This is a genomic window from Stenotrophomonas maltophilia group sp. vghtpe118, from assembly GCF_052605195.1.
The window spans coordinates 3,575,627-3,595,347 of the sequence record NZ_CP199672.1 but is presented as its reverse complement, the minus strand read 5'-3'; the positions used below and the strand labels follow the sequence as shown (position 1 = coordinate 3,595,347).

The window sequence follows — 19,721 nt, the reverse complement described above, 5'->3', positions numbered from 1 at the left end:
GCAGGTAAACGAACGGAACCGGGCCAGGCCCGGTTCCCTTTGGAGAGTCGAGCCATGCCCGACTACCGCACCATCCAGACCCCGGAGTCGAGCATGGCTCGACTCGACAGGACAGGTCAGACGGCCTTTTCGACCTGGCCGAACTCGAGCTCGACCGGAGTGGCACGACCGAAGATCAGCACCGAGACGCGCAGACGGCTCTTCTCGTAGTTGACTTCTTCGACGACGCCATTGAAATCGTTGAACGGACCGTCGGTGACGCGGACCATCTGGCCCGGCTCGAACAGCACCTTCGGACGCGGCTTCTCGACACCTTCCTGAACGCGATTCAGGATGGCTTCGGCCTCGGAATCGGCGATCGGCAGCGGACGATCGGCGGTGCCGCCGATGAAGCCCATGACCCGCGGGGTTTCCTTGACCAGATGCCAGCTTTCGTTGTCGATGCGCGGAATGCCGGCTTCCTCGTGGGTCTCGATCTGGACCAGCACGTAACCCGGGAAGAACTTGCGCTCGGAACGGCGCTTCTGGCCGGCGCGCATCTCGACCACTTCCTCGGTCGGGACCAGGACGTCGCCGAAGCGCTCTTCCATGCCGTCACGGACGATGCGATCGCGCAGAGCCTGCGCCACCGACTTCTCGAAGCCCGAATAGGCGTGAACGACGTACCAACGCTTCATGCAATTCTCCTTAGCGGCTCAGGAACCACTGAGTCAGTTTCTGGATCAGGAAGTCGAAGCCACCCAGCAGAAGACTGAGGATGAGCACCACGACGATCACGACCCAGGTCATGCGGACGGCTTCCTGGCGCGTCGGCCAGACCACCTTGCGCAGTTCGAAGCGCGACTCGGAGAGGAATTCGCGGGTGTCGCGCCCCTTGCCGGTCAGCATGAACACGCCGATACCGCCAACCAGACCGACCACGACCGCCAATGCACGCAGCTGACCCGCCCACGCACCCAGCTGGGCGGCGCGACCGGAGTCGGCGGAGAACCAGAACCAGACGAACAGACCGGCCAGCACCAGCAGCGATGCGGCGACATACTTGACGATATCTCCACCGTTGGCGGAGTTGTCCTTGGAGTGTTCGATCTTGCTATTCATCCGGCTGTGTCTGCTTTAGCGGCCCAGGCCGCTGGATAAGGTGGGCAGATGGCACGCCAGGAGGGACTCGAACCCCCAACCTGCGGTTTTGGAGACCGCTGCTCTGCCAATTGAGCTACTGGCGTACGTTGAAAACTTGCCTTCCCTTAGACGGCGAAGGCGGACCGAGGTTCCCGGCCCGCCATTCGCGTAACCGGCGGCGCTATGCAACCACCGGTACTGCAGGCTTACTCGATGATCTTCGAGACCACGCCGGCGCCGACGGTACGGCCGCCTTCGCGGATGGCGAAGCGCAGGCCTTCGTCCATGGCCACCGGGTTGATCAGGGTGACTTCCATCTTGACGTTGTCACCCGGCATCACCATTTCGACGCCTTCCGGCAGCTTGGCGGCACCGGTGATGTCGGTGGTGCGGAAGTAGAACTGCGGACGGTAGCCGTTGAAGAACGGGGTGTGGCGGCCGCCCTCGTCCTTCGACAGGACGTACACTTCGCCTTCGAACTTGGTGTGCGGCTTGATCGTGCCCGGCTTGGCCAGCACCTGGCCACGCTCGACGTCGTCACGCTTGGTGCCGCGCAGCAGCAGGCCAGCGTTGTCGCCTGCCTGACCCTGGTCCAGCAGCTTGCGGAACATTTCAACGCCAGTCACGGTGGTCTTCTGCACCGGACGGATGCCGACGATTTCGATTTCGTCGCCAACCTTGATCACGCCGCGCTCGATACGACCGGTCACCACGGTGCCGCGGCCCGAGATCGAGAACACGTCTTCCACCGGCATCAGGAACGGCTTGTCGATCGCACGCTCCGGCTCCGGAATCCAGCTGTCCAGCGCGTCGACCAGCTTCAGGATGGCCGGCACGCCGATGTCGCTCTGGTCGCCTTCCAGCGCCAGACGGGCCGAACCGGCGATGATCGGGGTGTCGTCGCCCGGGAACTCGTACTTGCTCAGCAGCTCGCGCACTTCCATCTCGACCAGCTCGAGCAGCTCGGCGTCGTCCACCATGTCGGCCTTGTTCAGGAACACGACGATGTACGGCACGCCGACCTGGCGCGACAGCAGGATGTGCTCACGGGTCTGCGGCATCGGGCCGTCAGCGGCCGAGCACACCAGGATCGCGCCGTCCATCTGGGCGGCACCGGTGATCATGTTCTTGACGTAGTCAGCGTGGCCCGGGCAGTCAACGTGGGCGTAGTGACGGGTCGGGGATTCGTATTCGACGTGCGCGGTCGAGATCGTGATGCCACGCGCCTTTTCTTCCGGCGCGGCGTCGATCGAGGAGTAGTCCTTGAACTCGCCACCGAAGCGCTCGGCACCGATCTTGGTCAGTGCGGCGGTCAGCGTGGTCTTGCCGTGGTCGACGTGACCGATGGTGCCGACGTTGACGTGCGGCTTGGTGCGCTCGAACTTACCCTTGGCCATGGCTGCTTATCTCGAATTCGTCTGAGAGGTGATGCTTAAGATGGTGCTCACGAAAGGAATCGAACCTTCGACCTCTTCCTTACCAAGGAAGTGCTCTACCGACTGAGCTACGTGAGCCGAGTTTTGCATTATGACATGAACTCGATAATATTCAAAGTTCATTCAATGGAGCGGGAGACGGGAATCGAACCCGCACCATCAGCTTGGAAGGCTGAGGTTCTACCATTGAACTACTCCCGCGCCGGGAATGTCACAACGTGAAACTGGTGGAGGGAGGTGGATTCGAACCACCGAAGGCGTAAGCCAGCAGATTTACAGTCTGCCCCCGTTGGCCGCTTGGGTATCCCTCCTTACCACCCCAACCCGTTGCCGCCGAAGCGTTGCGGTGTGTGGTGGTGAGCCGCTTATTCTGCTGATCAGGCGGGGGGCTGTCAACGCTTTTTTCCATCTTTTTCACACGTTGTCGCAAACCCATTGATACGCAAGGTTATTGCCCAGGGACCGACAGGGTCTCGCTGGCGAAAATTGCGACATGGGGGACGCCATCGGCGCCGATCCAGCCCCGATACATGCCCTGGGTGTTGAACGGCATGGCCATTTTTCCGTCTGCGGCAAGCACGATCGCGCCGCCGTCGCCGCCCATCTTCGGAATCATCTCGTTGATCACGCCCCTGCCGGCCTGCTCCGGCGTCTGCCGCTGGTAGCGCATGCGCGCACAGATCTCGTGCGCGGCCGCAGTCCGGATGTAGTACTCGCCCCAGCCGGTGCCCGATACCGCGCAGCCCGCGTCGGCCCAGGTACCGGCGCCGATGATCGGCGAATCACCCACACGGCCATAGCGCTTGTTGGTCATGCCACCGGTGGAGGTGCCGGCGGCAAGCTGCCCCTGCGCATCCAGGGCAACCGCGCCCACCGTGCCGAAGTGCCTTGCGGTCTCCAGGTCGGCGTGCGCCTGGCCACTGGCCTCTTCCTTCAATGCGCGCTGCAGTTGCTGCCAGCGCTTGTCGGTACGGAAGTAGGATGGATCGACCAGGCCGATGCCCTGCTCCACCGCGAATGCCTCGGCACCGTGCCCGACCATCATCACGTGCCTGGACTTCTGCATCACGGCCTGGGCCAGCAGGATCGGGTTGCGCACCCGCTGCACGCCGGCCACCGCACCTGCAGCCAGGGTGGCGCCATCCATCACTGCGGCATCCAGTTCGTTGTGGCCGTCATGGGTGAACACCGCGCCCTTGCCGGCGTTGAAGGTCGGATCGTCCTCCAGCACGGTGATTGCCGCAGTGACGGCTGCAAGCGCCGGGCGACCGGCCGCCAGTTCGGCATGGCCCTTCAGCAGCGCCGCGCGCAAGGCGTCGCGCGCAGCCTTCTCTTCAGCCGGCGACAGGTCCTTGCGCTCGACACCGGCGCCGCCGTGGATGACCAGCAACGGCGAGGCGGCCGGGGCGGCCTGGGCAAGCAACGGCACGGACAGCAGCGCGGACAGCACCAGGCGCAGTTTCATCGGGTACATCTCCAGCAGGTGTAGTGAAAGGATTGCACCGGTAGTGCCGGCCGCTGGCCGGCACCGGTGGCATCAGGGAAGGTGGATTGCCGGCCAGCGGCCGGCACTACCGAAGCGTGAACTCAATCTCGCCGTCACTGACGTCGGCCACGGCCTGGTAATCGGCCTCGGCCTGGAAATCATCCAGCCGCATGCGGCTGCCGCTGGCGACCACCGTCACCGGCACCGCATGGAAGCGCAGCGGTTCCCCCTCGACCAGGCGATCGGCGTCGCGGCCGGGGCTGACCACCCAGACCTTGCCTTCGCCATCTGCGCTGTAGACCTGGGCCCGGCCATCGGGCTCAACGCACAGGGCGGTGTCCTCATCGACGCCGATGCCGACGATGTCAGGGTCGCCGCTGTCCTGGGCGGCACGTGCCACGAACACGATCAGGCGGCCGAGCCGGTCCCGCTTGTCGAAATGGGTGTCGGTGACCACGCGCTGCAGGTAGGGCATCTGCAGGAAGCCGCTGTCCAGGGTCACGGCACTGCCCATCGGGTCGGCCAGCGCACCGGCCGAGGTGATGCTGCCGCCATCCATGGCGCCATAGGCATAGCCGCCGAGGATGGCCAGGCCAGCGCTGGTACCGGCAATCGGCTTGCCGGCGCGCACATGGGCGTTGAGTGCGCGGTTGAGTGCGGTGCCCTTCCAGAAGCGGATATAGCGGGACTGGTCGCCGCCGGCAATGAAGATGGCATCGGCCGCTGCAACCACGCGCAGCACCGCCGGATCATCGGCACCGCGGCGGCTGTCGAAGACCAGGGTCTGCACTGCGGTGGTGCCGCCGATCTCGCGGTACAGGCGGTCCTGCAGTTCGTCGCCACCGGAGGCGCGCAGAATCAGCACACGGCCATTGCCGGCCTGCTTCAGCCACCACTGGAAGGCCTCCGGCACCCACTCGCCACCGCCCATCAGCATCATGGCGGGCGCGCGCGAACCGGGACGCGGAGATTCCAGATCGCCGACTTCGTAATAGGCGAAGCCGGGGCCCTGCAGGTCCTGCGCGGGCGCGGCCAATGGCCAGCCCAGCACCAGCAGCGCCAGCCAAGCGAAGGGGCCAGGGAGGGTCCGGTCGAGGCGTCGCATCTTGATCTCCCTGAACAAAATCGAGTTGCAAGCGTTTTCACTCTTTGCCAGATAGGGGCCCAGTAGTCAAGGACATGAAAAAGGCGTTAAATGCGCGCGCCCATTCCGGAAGTCTGAATGGGGGACAGGGCCCCTCCTCTGCGGGCCGGCTTCATTTCCGAGAATTCCTCATGCGTAGACAGGCGATGGCGTGGTCGATCCAGCTGGCGTTGATGGGCGTGGCTGCTTCCGCGGCGGCCCAGGCACCGGCTTCCTCTCCGGTGCAACAACTGGATGCGGTGCAGGTCACCGGCTCGCGCATTCCGCGCGCCCAAGTGGAAGGCCCCGCTCCGATCACGGTGATCAATGCCGAGCAGATCCGCTCCAGTGGCTTCACCAGCGTGCCGGACGTACTGCGTGCAATGACCCAGAACGGCGGTGAGACGCAGAGCCAGCAGTCTTCCAGTGGCGCCGACTTCTCGCCGGGCGCCCAGCAGGTGGACCTGCGCGGCCTGGGCCCGAACCACACGCTGGTGCTGGTCAATGGCCGGCGCATTGCCGATTTCCCGATGCCGTTCAAGGGCCGCAGCAACTTCACCGATGTCTCCAACATCCCGCTGGGCATGATCGAGCGCATCGAAGTGCTGACCGGCAGCGCCTCGGCCATCTACGGCTCGGACGCGATCGCCGGCGTGGTCAACTTCATCCTGAAGAAGAAGGCCGACGGCACCACCATCGACATGCGCATGGGCACCACCACCGAAGGCGGCGGCGAGTCGTTCGACATGAGCCTGGCCAGCGGTTTCAGCCGTGGCAACTTCAACGCCGTGTACAGCGTCGAGCTGCAGTCGCAGACCCCGCTGTGGGCCTATGACCGTGACATCCAGGACTCGACCCGGGATGGCCCCACCGAGGGTTCGCGCATCGCGCGCCGTGCCTATCTGCGCACCGACTACAACGATGACTACCTGGACCCGGGCGCCGCCACCTGCGAAGCGCTGTCCGGCCAGAACCAAGGCAGCACCTATCGTGCCTACCGCCCGAAGTATGGCTACTACTGCGGCAGCGACAGCTCGATCGGCTACGGCACCATCCTCAGCAAGCGCCGCGGTGCCAACGGCTACGCGTCGCTGAGCTACGACTTCGACAATGGCCAGCAGTGGTTCGCCGACGCGCAGCTCGGCTACCACACGATGTCGCTGATGCGCGACGTCACCCAGTGGGGCCGCATGGATGCCAACGGTGATGAGTCGGGCTACTTCAACAACGAAGCCACTGGCGAGATCGAGTTCTGGCAGCGCCAGTTCTCGCCCGAGGAAATGGGTGGCCTGCGCAACGCCATGGTGCGCAGCACGCAGAAGACCTTCAGCGTGACCACCGGCTTCAAGGGCAACCTGATTGGCAACTGGGATTACGAAGCGGCGTTGAGCCATTCGCAGTACCAGTCGCGCATCAGCTGGGCACAGATCATTGCCGCCAAGGCCAACGACCTGTTCCTCGGCCCGCAGCTGGGCGTGGATGACGACGGTTTCCCGGTCTACAACGCCGATCCGTCACGGCTGTACCGTCCACTGACCCGCGCCGAGTACGACTCGATCGCCGCGCGTACCACCTACACTCCGAAGTCGCGCACGGAGACCGCCGCCTTCACCCTGACCAACTCGGCCCTGTTCGCTCTGCCGGGGGGCGACGCCGGGTTTGCCGCGACCGTGGAAGTGGGCCAGCAGGCCTATTCGCTGAACCCCGATCCGCTGGCGACCGGGTACTACTACTACAGCTGGAAGGATTCGGACGGCAAGGGTTCGCGCAACCGCTGGGCGACGGCTGCGGAGCTGCGCATGCCGCTGCACGACACGGTCAACCTGAGCATGGCGGGCCGCTACGACCACTACCGCTATTCCGGACACAGCATCGGCAAGGCGACCTGGAGCGGCGGCCTGGAATGGCGCCCGATCGATACCCTGCTGGTGCGCGGCTCCTACGGCACCGCATTCCGTGCACCGGACCTGCACTATGTGTTTGCCGGACCGGGCAACGACGAGACCAGCGCCGAGGATCTGTACACCTGCCGCCTTGAGGAAGCCAGCGACTGTTCCGATTACGAGCGCAACCTGATCCGCAGTCGCACCGGCAACCGCCAGCTCGACCCCGAAACCAGCACCTCGTGGAGCGCCGGCATCGTCTGGTCGCCGGCGATCGGCCTGGACCTGTCGGTGGACTGGTTCGACATCGACATGCGCAACCAGGTGCAGGACATGGACGTGCGCACGCTCCTGGCCAACGAAGCAAACTGCCGCCTGGGCAGCGCCGACATCAATTCGCCGACCTGCGTGGACGCGCTCGCCCGCATCACCCGCAGCAACGACGGACGCCTGTATGGCGTGCACGTGGAGCCGATCAACGTCGCCCGCGAATCCACCTCCGGCATCGACGTCGGCCTGCGCTATCGCCTGCAGACGGGCATCGGCGATTTCATCTTCAACGGCACGCACACCTGGGTGAAGAAGCATGATTTCCAGCGCTACCCCGGCGACCGCACCGAAGACCAGTTCGCGGTCAACAGTGGCTTCGACATTCCGCGCACCAAGACCAGCCTGAGCGTGACCTGGGAGAAGGATGCGTGGTCGGCAACGGTGTACGGCTCGCGCCTGGGCAAGCTGCCGACCTCGGACAGCTACGACCAGGTGTTCGACTGGGATAGCGGCGACAGCCCGTACGTGACGGCGACCTATCGCTACAACGCCTCGCTGCAGTACCGCTTCGACGACCACTCGCGCCTGTCGCTGTCGGTGGTCAATGTGTTCAACAAGATGCCGCCGAAGGACCGTACGTACACCGCTTACCCGTACTACGACGTGTCCTGGTTCGACAGTGTCGGCCGCACGATCAACCTGCAGTACACCCACAAGTTCGGTGGCAGCGCACTGTAAGTGCCTGGCCAGCGCCGATACAGGGGACCCCCGCTTTGGCGGGGGTTCTCTTTTCCGCCGCCTGAACGGTACCCACGCGCAGGCTCCGGCCTGACCGGCCAGCGGGGGATTTTAGGAAACAGCTGATTCCGCGCCATCAGCGCCGCTCCCTAGCATCGTTGCATGCTCCGCTTTCCCCGCCCTTCGCTGCAGCAGGCCGTGCCATCAACCACCGCGTCGGTGTTGCTGCGCTGCCTGACCGTCTGCGTCTTCATCTGCCTGGCCGCCGCGGCCGGATTCTACCTGCTCACGGCATTCACCGAAGACATCTCGACCCATCGCCGCGAGATGAATGCAGCGGCCTACAAGGCACAGATCTATTTCGACCAGCGCGAAGCCCTGCTGCGCTACCTGGGTGATTCGGTGCTGGCCGGCAACCCGGATGCACCGGCCGCAGACAGCGAGGGCGTGCGACAGCTGCCGCTGGATGGTCCCGGTGGCCAGCCGGGCCAGCGGCTGCTGCTGTCAGCGCGCGCTGAGCACACGCTGCAGGCACTGCAGACGCACCTGCTGCTGATCGATGCACACGGCGCGCATTGGCTGGCTGGGGGCGAGGTCGACGTCGACCTGGTGCACCTGCCACCGCTGCGTACGCTGCAGGCACGCAGCGGCAGCCTCGAGGGTGCAGACCCGGTGTACTGGCTGCGGCCGGGTGACAGTGGCGTTGCGCTGGCGCAGCCGGTACAGGCGGGCCCCCAACCGGCGCAGTGGCTGGTGCTGCTGCTCGATGGCGCGGCGGCGGCGAGCATGATCGACGGCCAGGGCATTGGCGGTTATGCGCTGCTCGACCGTGCTGGGCAGCCTGCATTATCCAGCCAGGCACCGCGGCTGGATGGTGCGGGCTGGAAGACCCTGCGGGAGCGCCAGGACGACAGCTTCGGCACGTTGTGGAGCGGCGGCCTGCCGCGCGGCGTAGCGCTGGTGAAAAGTGTCGGCAATGACGGCTGGCGGTTGGTCTACCACCTGCCGCCACAGCTGCTGCTGGGCGACCTGGCCGTGCCCCTGCTGGTCTGCGTGCTCTTGCTGCTGCTGGCCGGTGTTGCGCTGCGCCTGATACGGCATCGCGTGGAGCTCCAGCTGATCGAGCCGGCCCTGCAGCAGCACCGCCGCCTGCTGGAGAACCTGGACTTCAGTTCGACGGTGATCGACATGGCGCCGGTCGGCATCTGCGTCCTGCGCCGCAGCGACCGCGCGTTGCTGCTCTCCAACCAGCTGCTGCGCGACTGGCTCGGCGAAGAAGGCGAACACAGCGACTGGCAGGCACCATGGCGCGGACATGCCGGCGAACGCGGGCGTGGACTTGAATTCACCGCCCGCGATGGGCGCCAGCTGCAGGTGCTGCACGCGGCCTGCCGCTACCAGGGCGATGACGTGCTGCTATGCGTCTTCCATGATATTTCCCGGCACCGCCAGGCACAGGCCGCACTGTCGTCGGCACGCCAGGCCGCCGATGCGGCCAACCAGGCCAAGAGCGCGTTCCTGGCCACCATGAGCCATGAGATCCGCACCCCGCTGTATGGCGTGCTGGGCACGCTGGAGCTGCTGGGGCACACCTCGCTGGACGCCCGGCAGTCGCAGTACCTGCGCACCATCGAGAGTTCCTCGTCGGTCCTGCTGCAGTTGATCAGCGATGTGCTGGATGTTTCCAAGATCGAGTCAGGCCAGCTCAGCCTGGAGCCGACGGCATTCTCGCCGCGCGAGCTGACCGAGAGCGTGCTGCGCAGCTTCGCCGCGTCGGCCACCTGCAAGGGCCTGCAGATCCTGGTCTGTACCGATCCGAGCCTGCCGACACGGGTGCTCGGTGATGCCGACCGCATCCGCCAGGTGCTGGGCAACCTGCTCAGCAATGCAATCAAGTTCACCGAGCATGGCCGGGTGGTATTGCGCGTGCGCCAGGTGCAGCGCGAAGCTGAATCGAGCGTGCTGGCCTGGCAGGTGACCGATACCGGCGTGGGCATCGCTGCGGAGGAACAGGCGCGGTTGTTCGAACCGTTCCGCCAGGTCCGCGGCGCCGCCAGCGCGCAGGGCACCGGCCTGGGCCTGTCCATCAGCGACCGCCTGGTACGCCTGATGAGCGGCGAGCTGCAGGTGGTGAGCGAACCCGGGCTGGGCAGCAGCTTCAGCGTCCGCCTGCCGTTGCCGGTGCTGGCCGCTGCCGAGGATGGCCCCACACTACTGCCGGAACCACCGATCCTGGTGCGCGGCCGCGACCGCGAACTGGTCGACAGTGCCTGTGGCTGGCTGTGTCGCTGGGGCGCCAACGCGCAGCCCCTGCTTGGCGACCCGGCGTTGCTGGACCATGACGGTGCGATCCTGATGGATGGCGAAGCCGGGATGCCGCTGGCCTGGTCGGGCCCGCGCGTGGTGGCTTCGATCGAGGGCGGTGACCAGCCGATCACTGCCGGTGATGGCAGCCTGGTGGTGACCCTGCACAGCATGACCGCGATCGGCAAGGCGCTGGCCAGCGTGCAGCACCAGCGTGCAGCGCAGCCGGTGGCCACGCGTACGGCACCACCGATGCCTCTGGGCCTGCGTGTGCTGGCCGTCGAGGACAACCCGATCAACCGGGTGATCCTGGCCGAGCAGCTGCGCACCCTCGGCTGCGACGTGGAGCTGGCACAGGATGGCATGGAAGCGTTGCAGCGGTGCCGTGAGCAGTGCTTCGATCTGGTGGTGACCGATATCAACATGCCGCGCATGGACGGCCACGCGCTGGCCCGCCAGCTGCGCGATGACGGCAACCCGGTACCGGTGATCGGCGCCACCGCCAATGCCACCGCAGAGGAGCGCGAGCGCTGCCTGGCCAGTGGCATGCAGGGCTACCTCAGCAAACCCGTCGACATCGCCCGCCTGCGCAAGGCGCTCACCGCCCTGCGCCAAGGAGACCCCGCATGACCCAGCGCGTCCTGATCCTGGAAGACCAGCCCTTCCAGCGTGGTTTCCTGGCCAATCTGTTCGGCAGCCGCGCCGGTGTCCAGGTCGATGCCTGCGAAGACGTGGATGCCGCCATCGCACTGTGTGCCTGCCAGCCCTACGACCTGGTGGTCAGTGACCTGCTGATGCCCGGGCAGGACGGCATCCAGTTCATCCAGGCACTGGCGGCGCAACCACGCCCGCCGCGCCTTGCCGTGGTCAGCGCGGCCCCGCGGCGGATGATGACCTCGGCACGGCTGATGGCCGAATCGCTGGGGCTGGATGTGATCGGCCTGCTGCCCAAGCCGGTGGCGGCCGCCGACGTGGACGCGCTGTTCGAGGCGCTGGCGCAGGCGCGCCCGGCCACCGACAAGGCCCCCTCACTCGCGGCAGCGGCAGTCCCCGAACCGGATGCGTCGCAGCTGCGCCAGGCGATGGCCGATGGCAGCCTGACGGCGTGGTTCCAACCCAAGAAGTCACTGCAGTCCGGACGGGTGGTGGCGGCCGAAGCACTGGTGCGCTGGCGCCACCCGCAGCTGGGCACGCTGGCCGCCGGCAGCTTCCTGCCGGCGATCTGCCGCTACGGGCTGGAGGGCGACCTGCTGCGGATGATGCTCAAGGCCAGCATCAGCGCACAGGCGCGTTGGCGCAAGCAGGGCTTCCGGGTACCGGTGTCGATCAACCTGCCGCCTCATCTGCTGGAGCAGTCGGACCTGCCCGATGAGCTGCTGGCGCTGACCCTGGCCCACGGCGGGACGCCCGGCGAGTTGTGCTTCGAACTGATGGAGAACAGCACCACGCGGCACGTCAGCGACTTCTATGCCGGTGCCTGCCGGCTGCGCATGAAGGGCTTCGGCTTGGCCCAGGATGATTTCGGGCAGGGCCTGAGCTCGGTCCACAACCTGGTCAATACCCCCTTCACCGAGGTCAAGATCGACCGCGCGCTGGTCAGTGGCTGCGCCCGAGACCCGGCCCTGCACCTGACCCTGTCGACGGTGATCGCACTGGCCAACCAGCTGGGCCTGATCATCGTGGCTGAGGGCGTGGAAAGTGATGCCGACCTGGCCGCACTGCGGCAGTTAGGGTGCAGCCAGGTGCAGGGGTTCCTGATCTCGCAGGCGCTGCCGTCGGACGAATTCAACCGTTTGCTGGACGAGGAAGCACCGCAACTGGACGAAAGACCGCGGGCCGCCCTGCGCTGACGCGGATTCCACGACGGCTTCACAAAAACATCAAGCGGCATTGATGATCCTGTCTATGCAGTAGCGGCGGACTTCGCGCCGCCACCGGTGCCGATGTCCGCCCCATGCCCTGAGACCTGCCATGCCGGCCGAGGCCGCTCCTGTACGCCGACTCGCTCGCCGCTCGCTCCGCGTCCATGCCCTGTTGATCGGCGTGGTGGTGCTGGCGACCCTGCAGGCCGGACTGCTGCTGTCGGCCGGCTCGCAACTGTTGAACGAAGAGCGCAGCAAGATCGAGTACCACTTCCGCCGCCTGGACGGCACGTTGCGCGAGCAGGAGCGCTTCCTGCGCCAGTGGCGGCTGCATGATGTCGGCGTACGAGGCCAGCCGGTTGCCGATGCCAGCGTGGAACTGCAACGCGGTCCGTTGTATGCCAACTTCGCGGTGATTGGGAGCGAGGGGGCCGGTCGTTCGCCACCGACCGAGCTGGGCGACCGGTTCCTGCGCTTCTACGGCACGTTCTGGTCCTCTTCGCGCTACCCACCACCGCAATGCCTGCTGGTCGATGGCCAGGGCACACGCGGGCTGCTGGCACCGGTACAGACCGTCGGTACCGATGCAAGCCAGAACAGCCCGCATCACCTGCGACCGGCGATCGCCGACATCCACCGCGCACTGGGTACGCGGCCCACGCTGCAGCGCGGCGGCATCGCCTGGGTAAGCGTGCCGTGGCGCGACCGGCAGACCTGGCTGCTCGCCATCGCCCACACCCCGCAGGATGCGCGCCTGTGGGGTGAGGACGGCAAGGATTCGCAGGCCGCGCTGGCGTGCCTGCTCGATCCGGCACGTGTCGATGACTACCGGCAGGTGCTGGGTGTTCCGGTGTTCCAGCGGCTGTCGCTGTTCGATGCCGATGGCCAGCGCCTGCTGGGCGATGCAGCAGACGCCAGTGACGCTGGCACCTCCTGGAAGGCTGGCCTTGCAGGCCTGGAGTTCCGCATGCGCAGCGAGCGCGGCTGGCTGGCGGTGTACCACGTCAGCTGGCGGCAGGTGTTCCAGCACCCACAGGGGCCCTTGCTCGGTGCGACCGTGGTGGCCCTGCTGCTGGCACTGGGTGGCACGCTGGTGCTGCGCGCGTATCGGCGTTCGGTCATCGAGCCGCTGCGCAGCAACCACGCGCGGCTGCTGGAAAGCGAAGCCTTCAGCCGCACCATCCTGGACAACGCGCCGATCGGGCTGTGCCTGCTGCACCGTACCGATGGCAATGTGCTGCTGGACAACACCCTCGCCCGCCGCTGGCTGGGCGAAGACCACCACAGCGGAGGCTGGCATGGCCCTTGGCGGCGCAGCGTACTGTCCGCTGGAGGCACCACGCTCGGCGATGGGCTGGCCTACACCACGCCCGAAGGCCGCCACCTGCTGGTGACCGCGACGCCGGCGCGCTATCGCGGCGAGCCGGCGGTGCTGTGTCTGTTCATCGATCTCAGCAGCCAGCACGAAGCCGAGCAGGTGCTGCAGCAGGCGCGCCGTGCCGCCGACCAGGCCAACCGGGCCAAGAGCCAGTTCCTGGCCACCATGAGCCACGAGATCCGCACGCCGCTGTACGGCGTGCTCGGCACCCTCGAACTGCTCGGACTCACGCCACTGGATGCGCGTCAGCGGGACTACCTGGGGACGATCCAGCGTTCGTCCTCGACGCTGATGCAACTGATCAGCGACATCCTCGATGTCAGCAAGGCCGAGGCCGGGCAACTGAGCCTGGAACCCAGCCCGTTCGATCCAGTGCATCTGACCGAGGATGCGCTCGACTCGTATGCTGCCGCGGCCGCCAGCAAAGGGCTGCAGTTCTACGCCTGCATCGATGCCGACGTGCCGTCCGTGGTGTGCGGTGATGCGGCACGGATCCGCCAGATACTCAACAACCTGATCAGCAACGCGCTGAAGTTCACTGACAGCGGACGCGTGGTGGTGCGCGTCTCGGCACGCTGGCAAGAGCAGCGCTGCTGGCTGCAGTGGCAGGTCGCCGATACCGGCATCGGCATTGCCAGCGAGCACCAGGCACACCTGTTCGAGCCGTTCTTCCAGGCCAACCCGGGCACCGATGCGATGCGCGGCACCGGCCTGGGCCTTTCCATCTGCGCGCATCTTGTGGCGTTGATGGAAGGCCAGCTGCGCGTGGTCAGCGAGAGCGGCCTGGGCAGCAGCTTCAGCGTAGAACTGCCGCTGCCCCCGGCGCCGGCCGATCCGCAGCAATCTCCTGCGCCGCAGTTGCCTGCGGGCCTGCAGGTACAGGTGCGGGGCGGTGTGCGCGAGCTGGTCCAATCGCTGTGCGAGCGCCTGCAGCAGCGCGGTGCCCTGGCCAGCGTATACCGCGATGAAAGCGCGGCGGGCTTGCCGTCGTCCACCGTGCTGCTCGACCTGGTCCTGGACGACGCGTTGCCCGGGTGGGTGGATGGACCGCGTGCGGTTGCCTGCCGCGACGGCGGCGTGCGGCCACGGCAGATCGATGGCGCCTGGCAGGTTGGCCTGCACCGGTTCGACGCGATCGTGCTCGCGTTGGCTGCCGCCAGTGGCCAGCCGCTGGCGGCCAGCGCCGAAGGGCGCCTGCCGGCGACGCGCCGTTTCGGCCTGCAGGTGCTGGTGGCCGAGGACAACCCGATCAACCAGGCGATCCTGCGCGACCAGCTGGAACAGCTCGGCTGCCGCGCCGTGGTCGCCAGCGACGGCAATGAAGCGTTGGGCTACTGGCATCAGGACGAGTTCGCGCTGGTGCTGACCGACCTGAACATGCCCGGGATGGATGGCTATGGCCTGGCGCGCGCCTTGCGGGCGCGCGGTGTCAGCGTGCCGATCCACGGCGCCACCGCCAATGCCGACCCGGCCGAACGCCAGCGCTGCCAGGAATCGGGCATGCAGGGCGTGCTGGTCAAGCCGATCACGCTGGAAGCGCTGCAACGCCTGCTGATCCAGATCACCCGGGGCGATGCAGCGGTTGCCGCGCCACCGCAAGCACCGCAATCCACCGATACGGGCGATGATGATCTCCCGCTGCAGGTTCCCGCGAAGATGCAGGCGTTGTTCGTGCAGACCATGCAGGCCGACCTGGACAGCCTGCGCCAGTCGATTGCCAGCGCCGATCCCGCGCGCGTGGTGCAGGTACTGCATCGCATCCGTGGCGCACTGGTCATCGTGGGCGCACCCGCCCTGGTGGACAGCGGCCTGCAGATCGAGCACAGCCTTGCGAGCGGCGATGACCTGACCACCCAGGCGGCGTCGCTTGCCCGCTTCCAGCGACGCCTCGAACAGCTGTTGCATCCGCTGCTTGATGCGGCCTCCCCTTCCCCACCTGACGACCCGACCCTGCCATGACCACACGGATCCTCATCGCCGACGACCACCCGATCGTGCTTGCCGGCATCCGCGACGTATTGGCCGGGGAACTGGACCTGGACGTGGTGGGTGAGGCGGCCGACCCGGCGACGCTGATCGAACTGATGACCCGCACCCGCCCACAGGTCGTGATCACCGACTACAGCATGCCGGGGGGCGACCGCTTCGGTGACGGCATCAAGCTGATCTCGTTCCTGCGCCGCAGCTTCCCGGAGACGCGCCTGCTGGTGCTGACGATGGTGTCCAATCCGTCGTTGGTTGCAGCGATGTATGCCGCCGGCGCCGGCGGCGTCGTGCTCAAGAGCCATGGATTGGGCAGCCTGGTACAGGCCCTGCGCGTGGTGCTGGCCGACCGCGTCTACCGGCCACCGGGCCTTCTGCCGGTCGCGGCGAGCGAACCAGCCGATGCCGATGCGGTCCGTGCACGCCTGTCGCCGCGCGAACTGGAAGTGATCCGGCTGTTTACCGGCGGCATGAGCGTGGGCGACATCGCACGCCAGCTGCAGCGCAGCGCCAAGACGGTCAGCACGCAGAAGATCAGTGCGATGCGCAAGCTCGGCGTGGACAGTGACCAGGCACTGATCGAGTACTGCCTGCAGGCCTCGTTGTTCGCCTGAGGCCCACTCCAGGCTGAATCCTGCGGGCCCCGTACGAGGGCCTGCGACGGCTTTAGGAAACGCCTGATTCCATAGGACAGTGCCGATTTCTAGGCTGGACGCATCCCGCCATGGTGCGCCTGCCGGCAGCAACCGCGTCGCCGTGGGGGACGGAAGCCCGATGGCGCCTGCAGCTGCCATCGCGTGTGGCTTCCGCAGCGACGCGGCCCTGCCGCGCCAGTCCGCGCAGCCCTGCTGCGCCCTGCCACAGGAAGTCCAACAGCATGTACGCCTCCCCCACTCGGCGCCGCCGAGCGTCCGGGCGCGCGCGCCTCGCGCCTGCTCCCCTCCTTCCCAGCCTGCTGGCAACCGCCCTGTGGGCGGCACTGCCAGTCCACGCCGCCGATCTGACCGGGCCCCTGCAGGTCAGCGATGGCAACAACCTGCAGCTGGGTGCCGATGATGTCCTCACCCATGGCGCGGGCAGCTTCGCACTGACCGTCACCGGCGCTGGCAGCAGCGCACTGATCGACGGCAGCCGCATCAACGTGACCGGTAATGGCAGCGCCGTGTCTGCTGCCAGTGGCGGCCAGGTGCAGCTGCGCGGTGCCACCCTGTCGATCGCACCCGCTACCGGCGTGGGCTTCTACGCACTGTATGCCAATGGTGCCGGCAGCGTGATCGATGCGCGCGATGTCGATATCGATGCCACGCGCAACGGCAGCGGATTCGGCAGCGTGCAGGCCTACAACGGTGGCGTGATCCGTTACACCGGGGGCCGCCTTTCAGTGACAGGTACCGGTGCGGCGCTGGCCGGTGCGTCCGGCAAGGGCAGTGAACTGCACCTGGCCGATCTGCAGATGAGCGCCGACGGTGGTGCCCGTCTGCGCGCCGACAGCGCGGGCCTGCTGACGATCCGCAACAGCCGCATCACCCTCGCTCCCGGTGGCATCCTCGCCGGCGTTGCCGTCGATGGCGCGGGCAGCCGCGCCGAGCTGTATGACACCTACATGGAAGGCGGCTGGTTCGATATCGACAGTGGTGGCAGCGTGCTGCTGGAGAACGTGGAAGCGCACTCGGTGGGTGGCAGCATGCGCCTGCTCGGCAGCCGCATCAGCAAGACCTATTCCAGCGCAGTGATCAACGGCGGCAGCTTCTACACTGTCGGCGGCTATGGCGTGAACATCAACAGCTGGGGGCAGCTGACCGCCCGCGACGCCGCGTTCGATGTGCGTGATGGCTACTCCGGATTCTGGCTGGCCAGCGATGAGTCGCGCCTGCAGCTGACCGACAGCACCATCGACACCTGGACCGACACCTACGGCTACGGTGTCGAGATCGCCGGCGGGGTCGCCACCGTGCAGGGCGGCCGGATCACCACGCACGGCGATACGACCTATGGCGTACGCGTGACCGGTTCCACCGGCAGCACCGCCAGCCGCATTGAAGCCACCGGCAACGTGATCGACGTGCGCGGCAACGGGGGTGGCGGCGTGTTCATCGGTGGCTCCACCGCCACCGCGCTGCTCGACACCGTTGCGATCCGCGGCGACGGCGAGAACGCGTTCGGCATCGTGCACATGAACACCGCGCGGCTGACCCAGGCCGATCGCCTGGACATCCGCATGACCGGCAGCAACAGTGGTGGCTACCGCTCCTACCTGACCGCGTTCGGCCCGTACTGGAACCGGGCCACCTTCAATGACAGCCACATCGAGACCGCCAGCGGCGCCGCGTTCTGGCTGCAGGGCAGCAACCATGCGTTGACCGTCAATGGCAGCGACGTGACCGCAGGCGACGGCAGCGGGCGCCTGCTGCGGGTCAGCGACACGGTGTTCACCGATGGCAGCAGCGTGGCGACCAGCCGCATCGACTTCAGCGCCGACGCCAGCACGCTGCGCGGTGACGTGGTGGTCGACAGCGCAACGGCTGACGTACGCATGGTGCTGGGCAACGGCACCACGTTCAGCGGTGCCCTGCGCAACAACTCAGGCTACCAGGTCGCACAGCTTGCGCTGGATGGCAGCAGCCAGTGGAACGTGCGTGCCAGTTCCAGCGTCGGCGCGCTCGAACACGCCGGCACCATCGCCTTCGATGCCCCGGGGGCAAGCGGCTTCAAGACCGTCACTGTCAGCGGCGACTATGTGGGCAACGGTGGTCAGTGGATCTTCAACCGTGCACTGGGTGACGACACTTCGCTGGGCGACCAGCTGGTCATCAGTGGCAACAGCAGCGGCACTGCCAGCGTGAGCGTGCGCAATGCCGGCGGTGCCGGTGCACTGACGCAGGAGGGTATCCGCCTGATCACCGTTGGCGGCCAGTCCGATGCACAGTTCAGCCTGCAGGGACGCGCGGTCGCCGGTGCCTACGACTACTTCCTGTTCAAGGGCGGCGTGTCGACCCCGGATGATGGCAACTGGTACCTGCGTTCGGAATACGTGCCACCCGTCGATCCGCCGGAACCGCCGATTGATCCGCCGCAGCCGCCGGAGCCGCCGGTCGATCCACCGTCACCGCCGGAACCGCCGGTCGATCCACCGTTGCCGCCGGAGCCGCCGATCGATCCACCGCGCCCGCAGGTGGAACGCCCGGAACCGGCGGCCTACCTGGCCAACCGCAGCGCCGCGCTGGGCATGTTCCGGCACAGCCTGCACGACCGCGCCGGTGACCCCGCCGCCGAGGCCGGCACCAGCAGCGATGCCGTGGCCTGGATGCACCTTCGGAGCGCGCAGCCCGACAGCCACGACCGCAGCCGCCAGATCCAGGTCGATGGGCAGATCAGCAGCGTGCTGGTCGGCGTCGGCCGTCGCTTCGAGGTGGGCGGCGCGGGCGAACTGCAGGCAGGTGCGATGCTCGGCCACGGCCGCGCGCGCAATGACAGCCGCTCGCAGGTGACCGGCTATACCGCGCGTGGCGTGGTCACCGGCACCAGTGTGGGTGCCTATGCCACGTGGCTGCAGGATGCGCGCATGCAGGGCGGCGCCTATGTGGATGGTTGGCTGCAGTACGGCCGCTTCCGCAACAGCGTGCAGGGCGATGGCCTGCAGAAGGAACGTTATGACGCCCGCAACTGGAGTGCATCGGCCGAAGCCGGCTATGTGCTGCCCCTGCGGCGCACCGCGCAGCGCGGCATCTACCTGCAACCGCAACTGCAGTTGGTGCACAGCCGCTATGACAGCGACCGCGTGGTCGAGGCCAACGGCACGGTGGTCGAAGACCGCAGTGGTGACGAGACCAGCACCCGCCTCGGCCTGCGCCTCTACAGCCGCGGGTTGAGCCCGGCGCAGGGCCAGGTGCATCCGTACATGGCAGTGAACTGGTGGTCCGGCGGCAATGGCGCGGGCTTGGCGATGGACGGTGAACGGCTGCAGCGGCAGTTGCCGCGCGACATCTACGAAGCCAAGGCCGGTGTACAGGTGGATCTGTCCGGCGGCTGGCGCGGCTGGGGCGAAGTGAGCCGGCAGAGCGGCGGCATGGGCTTCCGCGACGTCGGTGCCCAGCTGGGCGTGTCGTACACCTGGTGATGCGGGAAGTGTCCGGCAA

11 protein-coding genes and 4 tRNA genes are annotated in these 19,721 nt (G+C 66.9%); 6 read left to right on the top strand and 9 right to left on the bottom strand.

What is annotated here, in order from left to right:
• Positions 1-116: 116 nt before the first annotated feature.
• The 9 genes from nusG to ACUDTM_RS16295 form a co-directional block, all read right to left on the bottom strand.
• Complete coding sequence (gene nusG, locus ACUDTM_RS16335) at positions 117-677, bottom strand: transcription termination/antitermination protein NusG (protein ID WP_004154362.1); 561 nt, start codon at positions 675-677, stop codon at positions 117-119.
• 10 nt (positions 678-687) lie between these two features.
• On the bottom strand, positions 688-1,101 hold the full coding sequence (secE, locus tag ACUDTM_RS16330; RefSeq protein ID WP_004145202.1) for a preprotein translocase subunit SecE: 414 nt from the start codon (positions 1,099-1,101) through the stop codon (positions 688-690).
• Positions 1,102-1,150: 49 nt separating this feature from the next.
• Positions 1,151-1,226: transfer RNA gene (locus ACUDTM_RS16325), tRNA-Trp, on the bottom strand.
• A 102-nt stretch (positions 1,227-1,328) separates the two neighbouring features.
• Complete coding sequence (gene tuf / locus ACUDTM_RS16320; RefSeq protein ID WP_065178958.1) at positions 1,329-2,519, bottom strand: elongation factor Tu; 1,191 nt, start codon at positions 2,517-2,519, stop codon at positions 1,329-1,331.
• 41 nt (positions 2,520-2,560) lie between these two features.
• Positions 2,561-2,636 (bottom strand) — tRNA-Thr (locus ACUDTM_RS16315).
• 49 nt (positions 2,637-2,685) lie between these two features.
• Positions 2,686-2,759 (bottom strand) — tRNA-Gly (locus tag ACUDTM_RS16310).
• Between the two features lie 24 nt (positions 2,760-2,783).
• A tRNA-Tyr gene (locus ACUDTM_RS16305) sits at positions 2,784-2,869 on the bottom strand.
• Between the two features lie 137 nt (positions 2,870-3,006).
• Entirely contained in the window at positions 3,007-4,023 is a 1,017-nt protein-coding gene (locus ACUDTM_RS16300; RefSeq protein WP_188241486.1) for an isoaspartyl peptidase/L-asparaginase family protein, read from the bottom strand.
• Between the two features lie 106 nt (positions 4,024-4,129).
• Positions 4,130-5,149, bottom strand: a complete 1,020-nt coding sequence (locus ACUDTM_RS16295; RefSeq protein ID WP_134972560.1) for a cyanophycinase — start codon at positions 5,147-5,149, stop codon at positions 4,130-4,132.
• A gap of 170 nt (positions 5,150-5,319) precedes the next feature.
• On the opposite strand from ACUDTM_RS16295, the gene ACUDTM_RS16290 reads away from it, so the two are divergent.
• From ACUDTM_RS16290 to ACUDTM_RS16265, 6 genes are all read left to right on the top strand, one after another.
• The gene (locus tag ACUDTM_RS16290) at positions 5,320-8,058 is read left to right on the top strand and encodes a TonB-dependent receptor plug domain-containing protein (protein ID WP_151355091.1); all 2,739 of its coding nucleotides are present in this window, start codon (positions 5,320-5,322) and stop codon (positions 8,056-8,058) included.
• 162 nt (positions 8,059-8,220) lie between these two features.
• Positions 8,221-10,992, top strand: coding sequence for a response regulator (locus tag ACUDTM_RS16285; protein WP_445391416.1), 2,772 nt, complete (start codon positions 8,221-8,223; stop codon positions 10,990-10,992).
• Positions 10,989-12,212 carry an EAL domain-containing response regulator gene (locus ACUDTM_RS16280; protein WP_088496492.1) on the top strand — a complete coding sequence of 408 codons (1,224 nt, stop codon included), beginning with the start codon at positions 10,989-10,991 and terminating at the stop codon, positions 12,210-12,212. The genes ACUDTM_RS16285 and ACUDTM_RS16280 overlap by 4 nt, the downstream gene beginning before the upstream one ends.
• 121 nt (positions 12,213-12,333) lie before the next feature.
• Entirely contained in the window at positions 12,334-15,561 is a 3,228-nt protein-coding gene (locus tag ACUDTM_RS16275; RefSeq protein ID WP_445391415.1) for an ATP-binding protein, read from the top strand.
• The gene (locus ACUDTM_RS16270; protein WP_049416983.1) at positions 15,558-16,199 is read left to right on the top strand and encodes a response regulator; all 642 of its coding nucleotides are present in this window, start codon (positions 15,558-15,560) and stop codon (positions 16,197-16,199) included. The genes ACUDTM_RS16275 and ACUDTM_RS16270 overlap by 4 nt, the downstream gene beginning before the upstream one ends.
• Positions 16,200-16,462: 263 nt before the next feature.
• Positions 16,463-19,702 carry an autotransporter family protein gene (locus tag ACUDTM_RS16265; protein ID WP_445391414.1) on the top strand — a complete coding sequence of 1,080 codons (3,240 nt, stop codon included), beginning with the start codon at positions 16,463-16,465 and terminating at the stop codon, positions 19,700-19,702.
• Positions 19,703-19,721 lie beyond the last annotated feature (19 nt).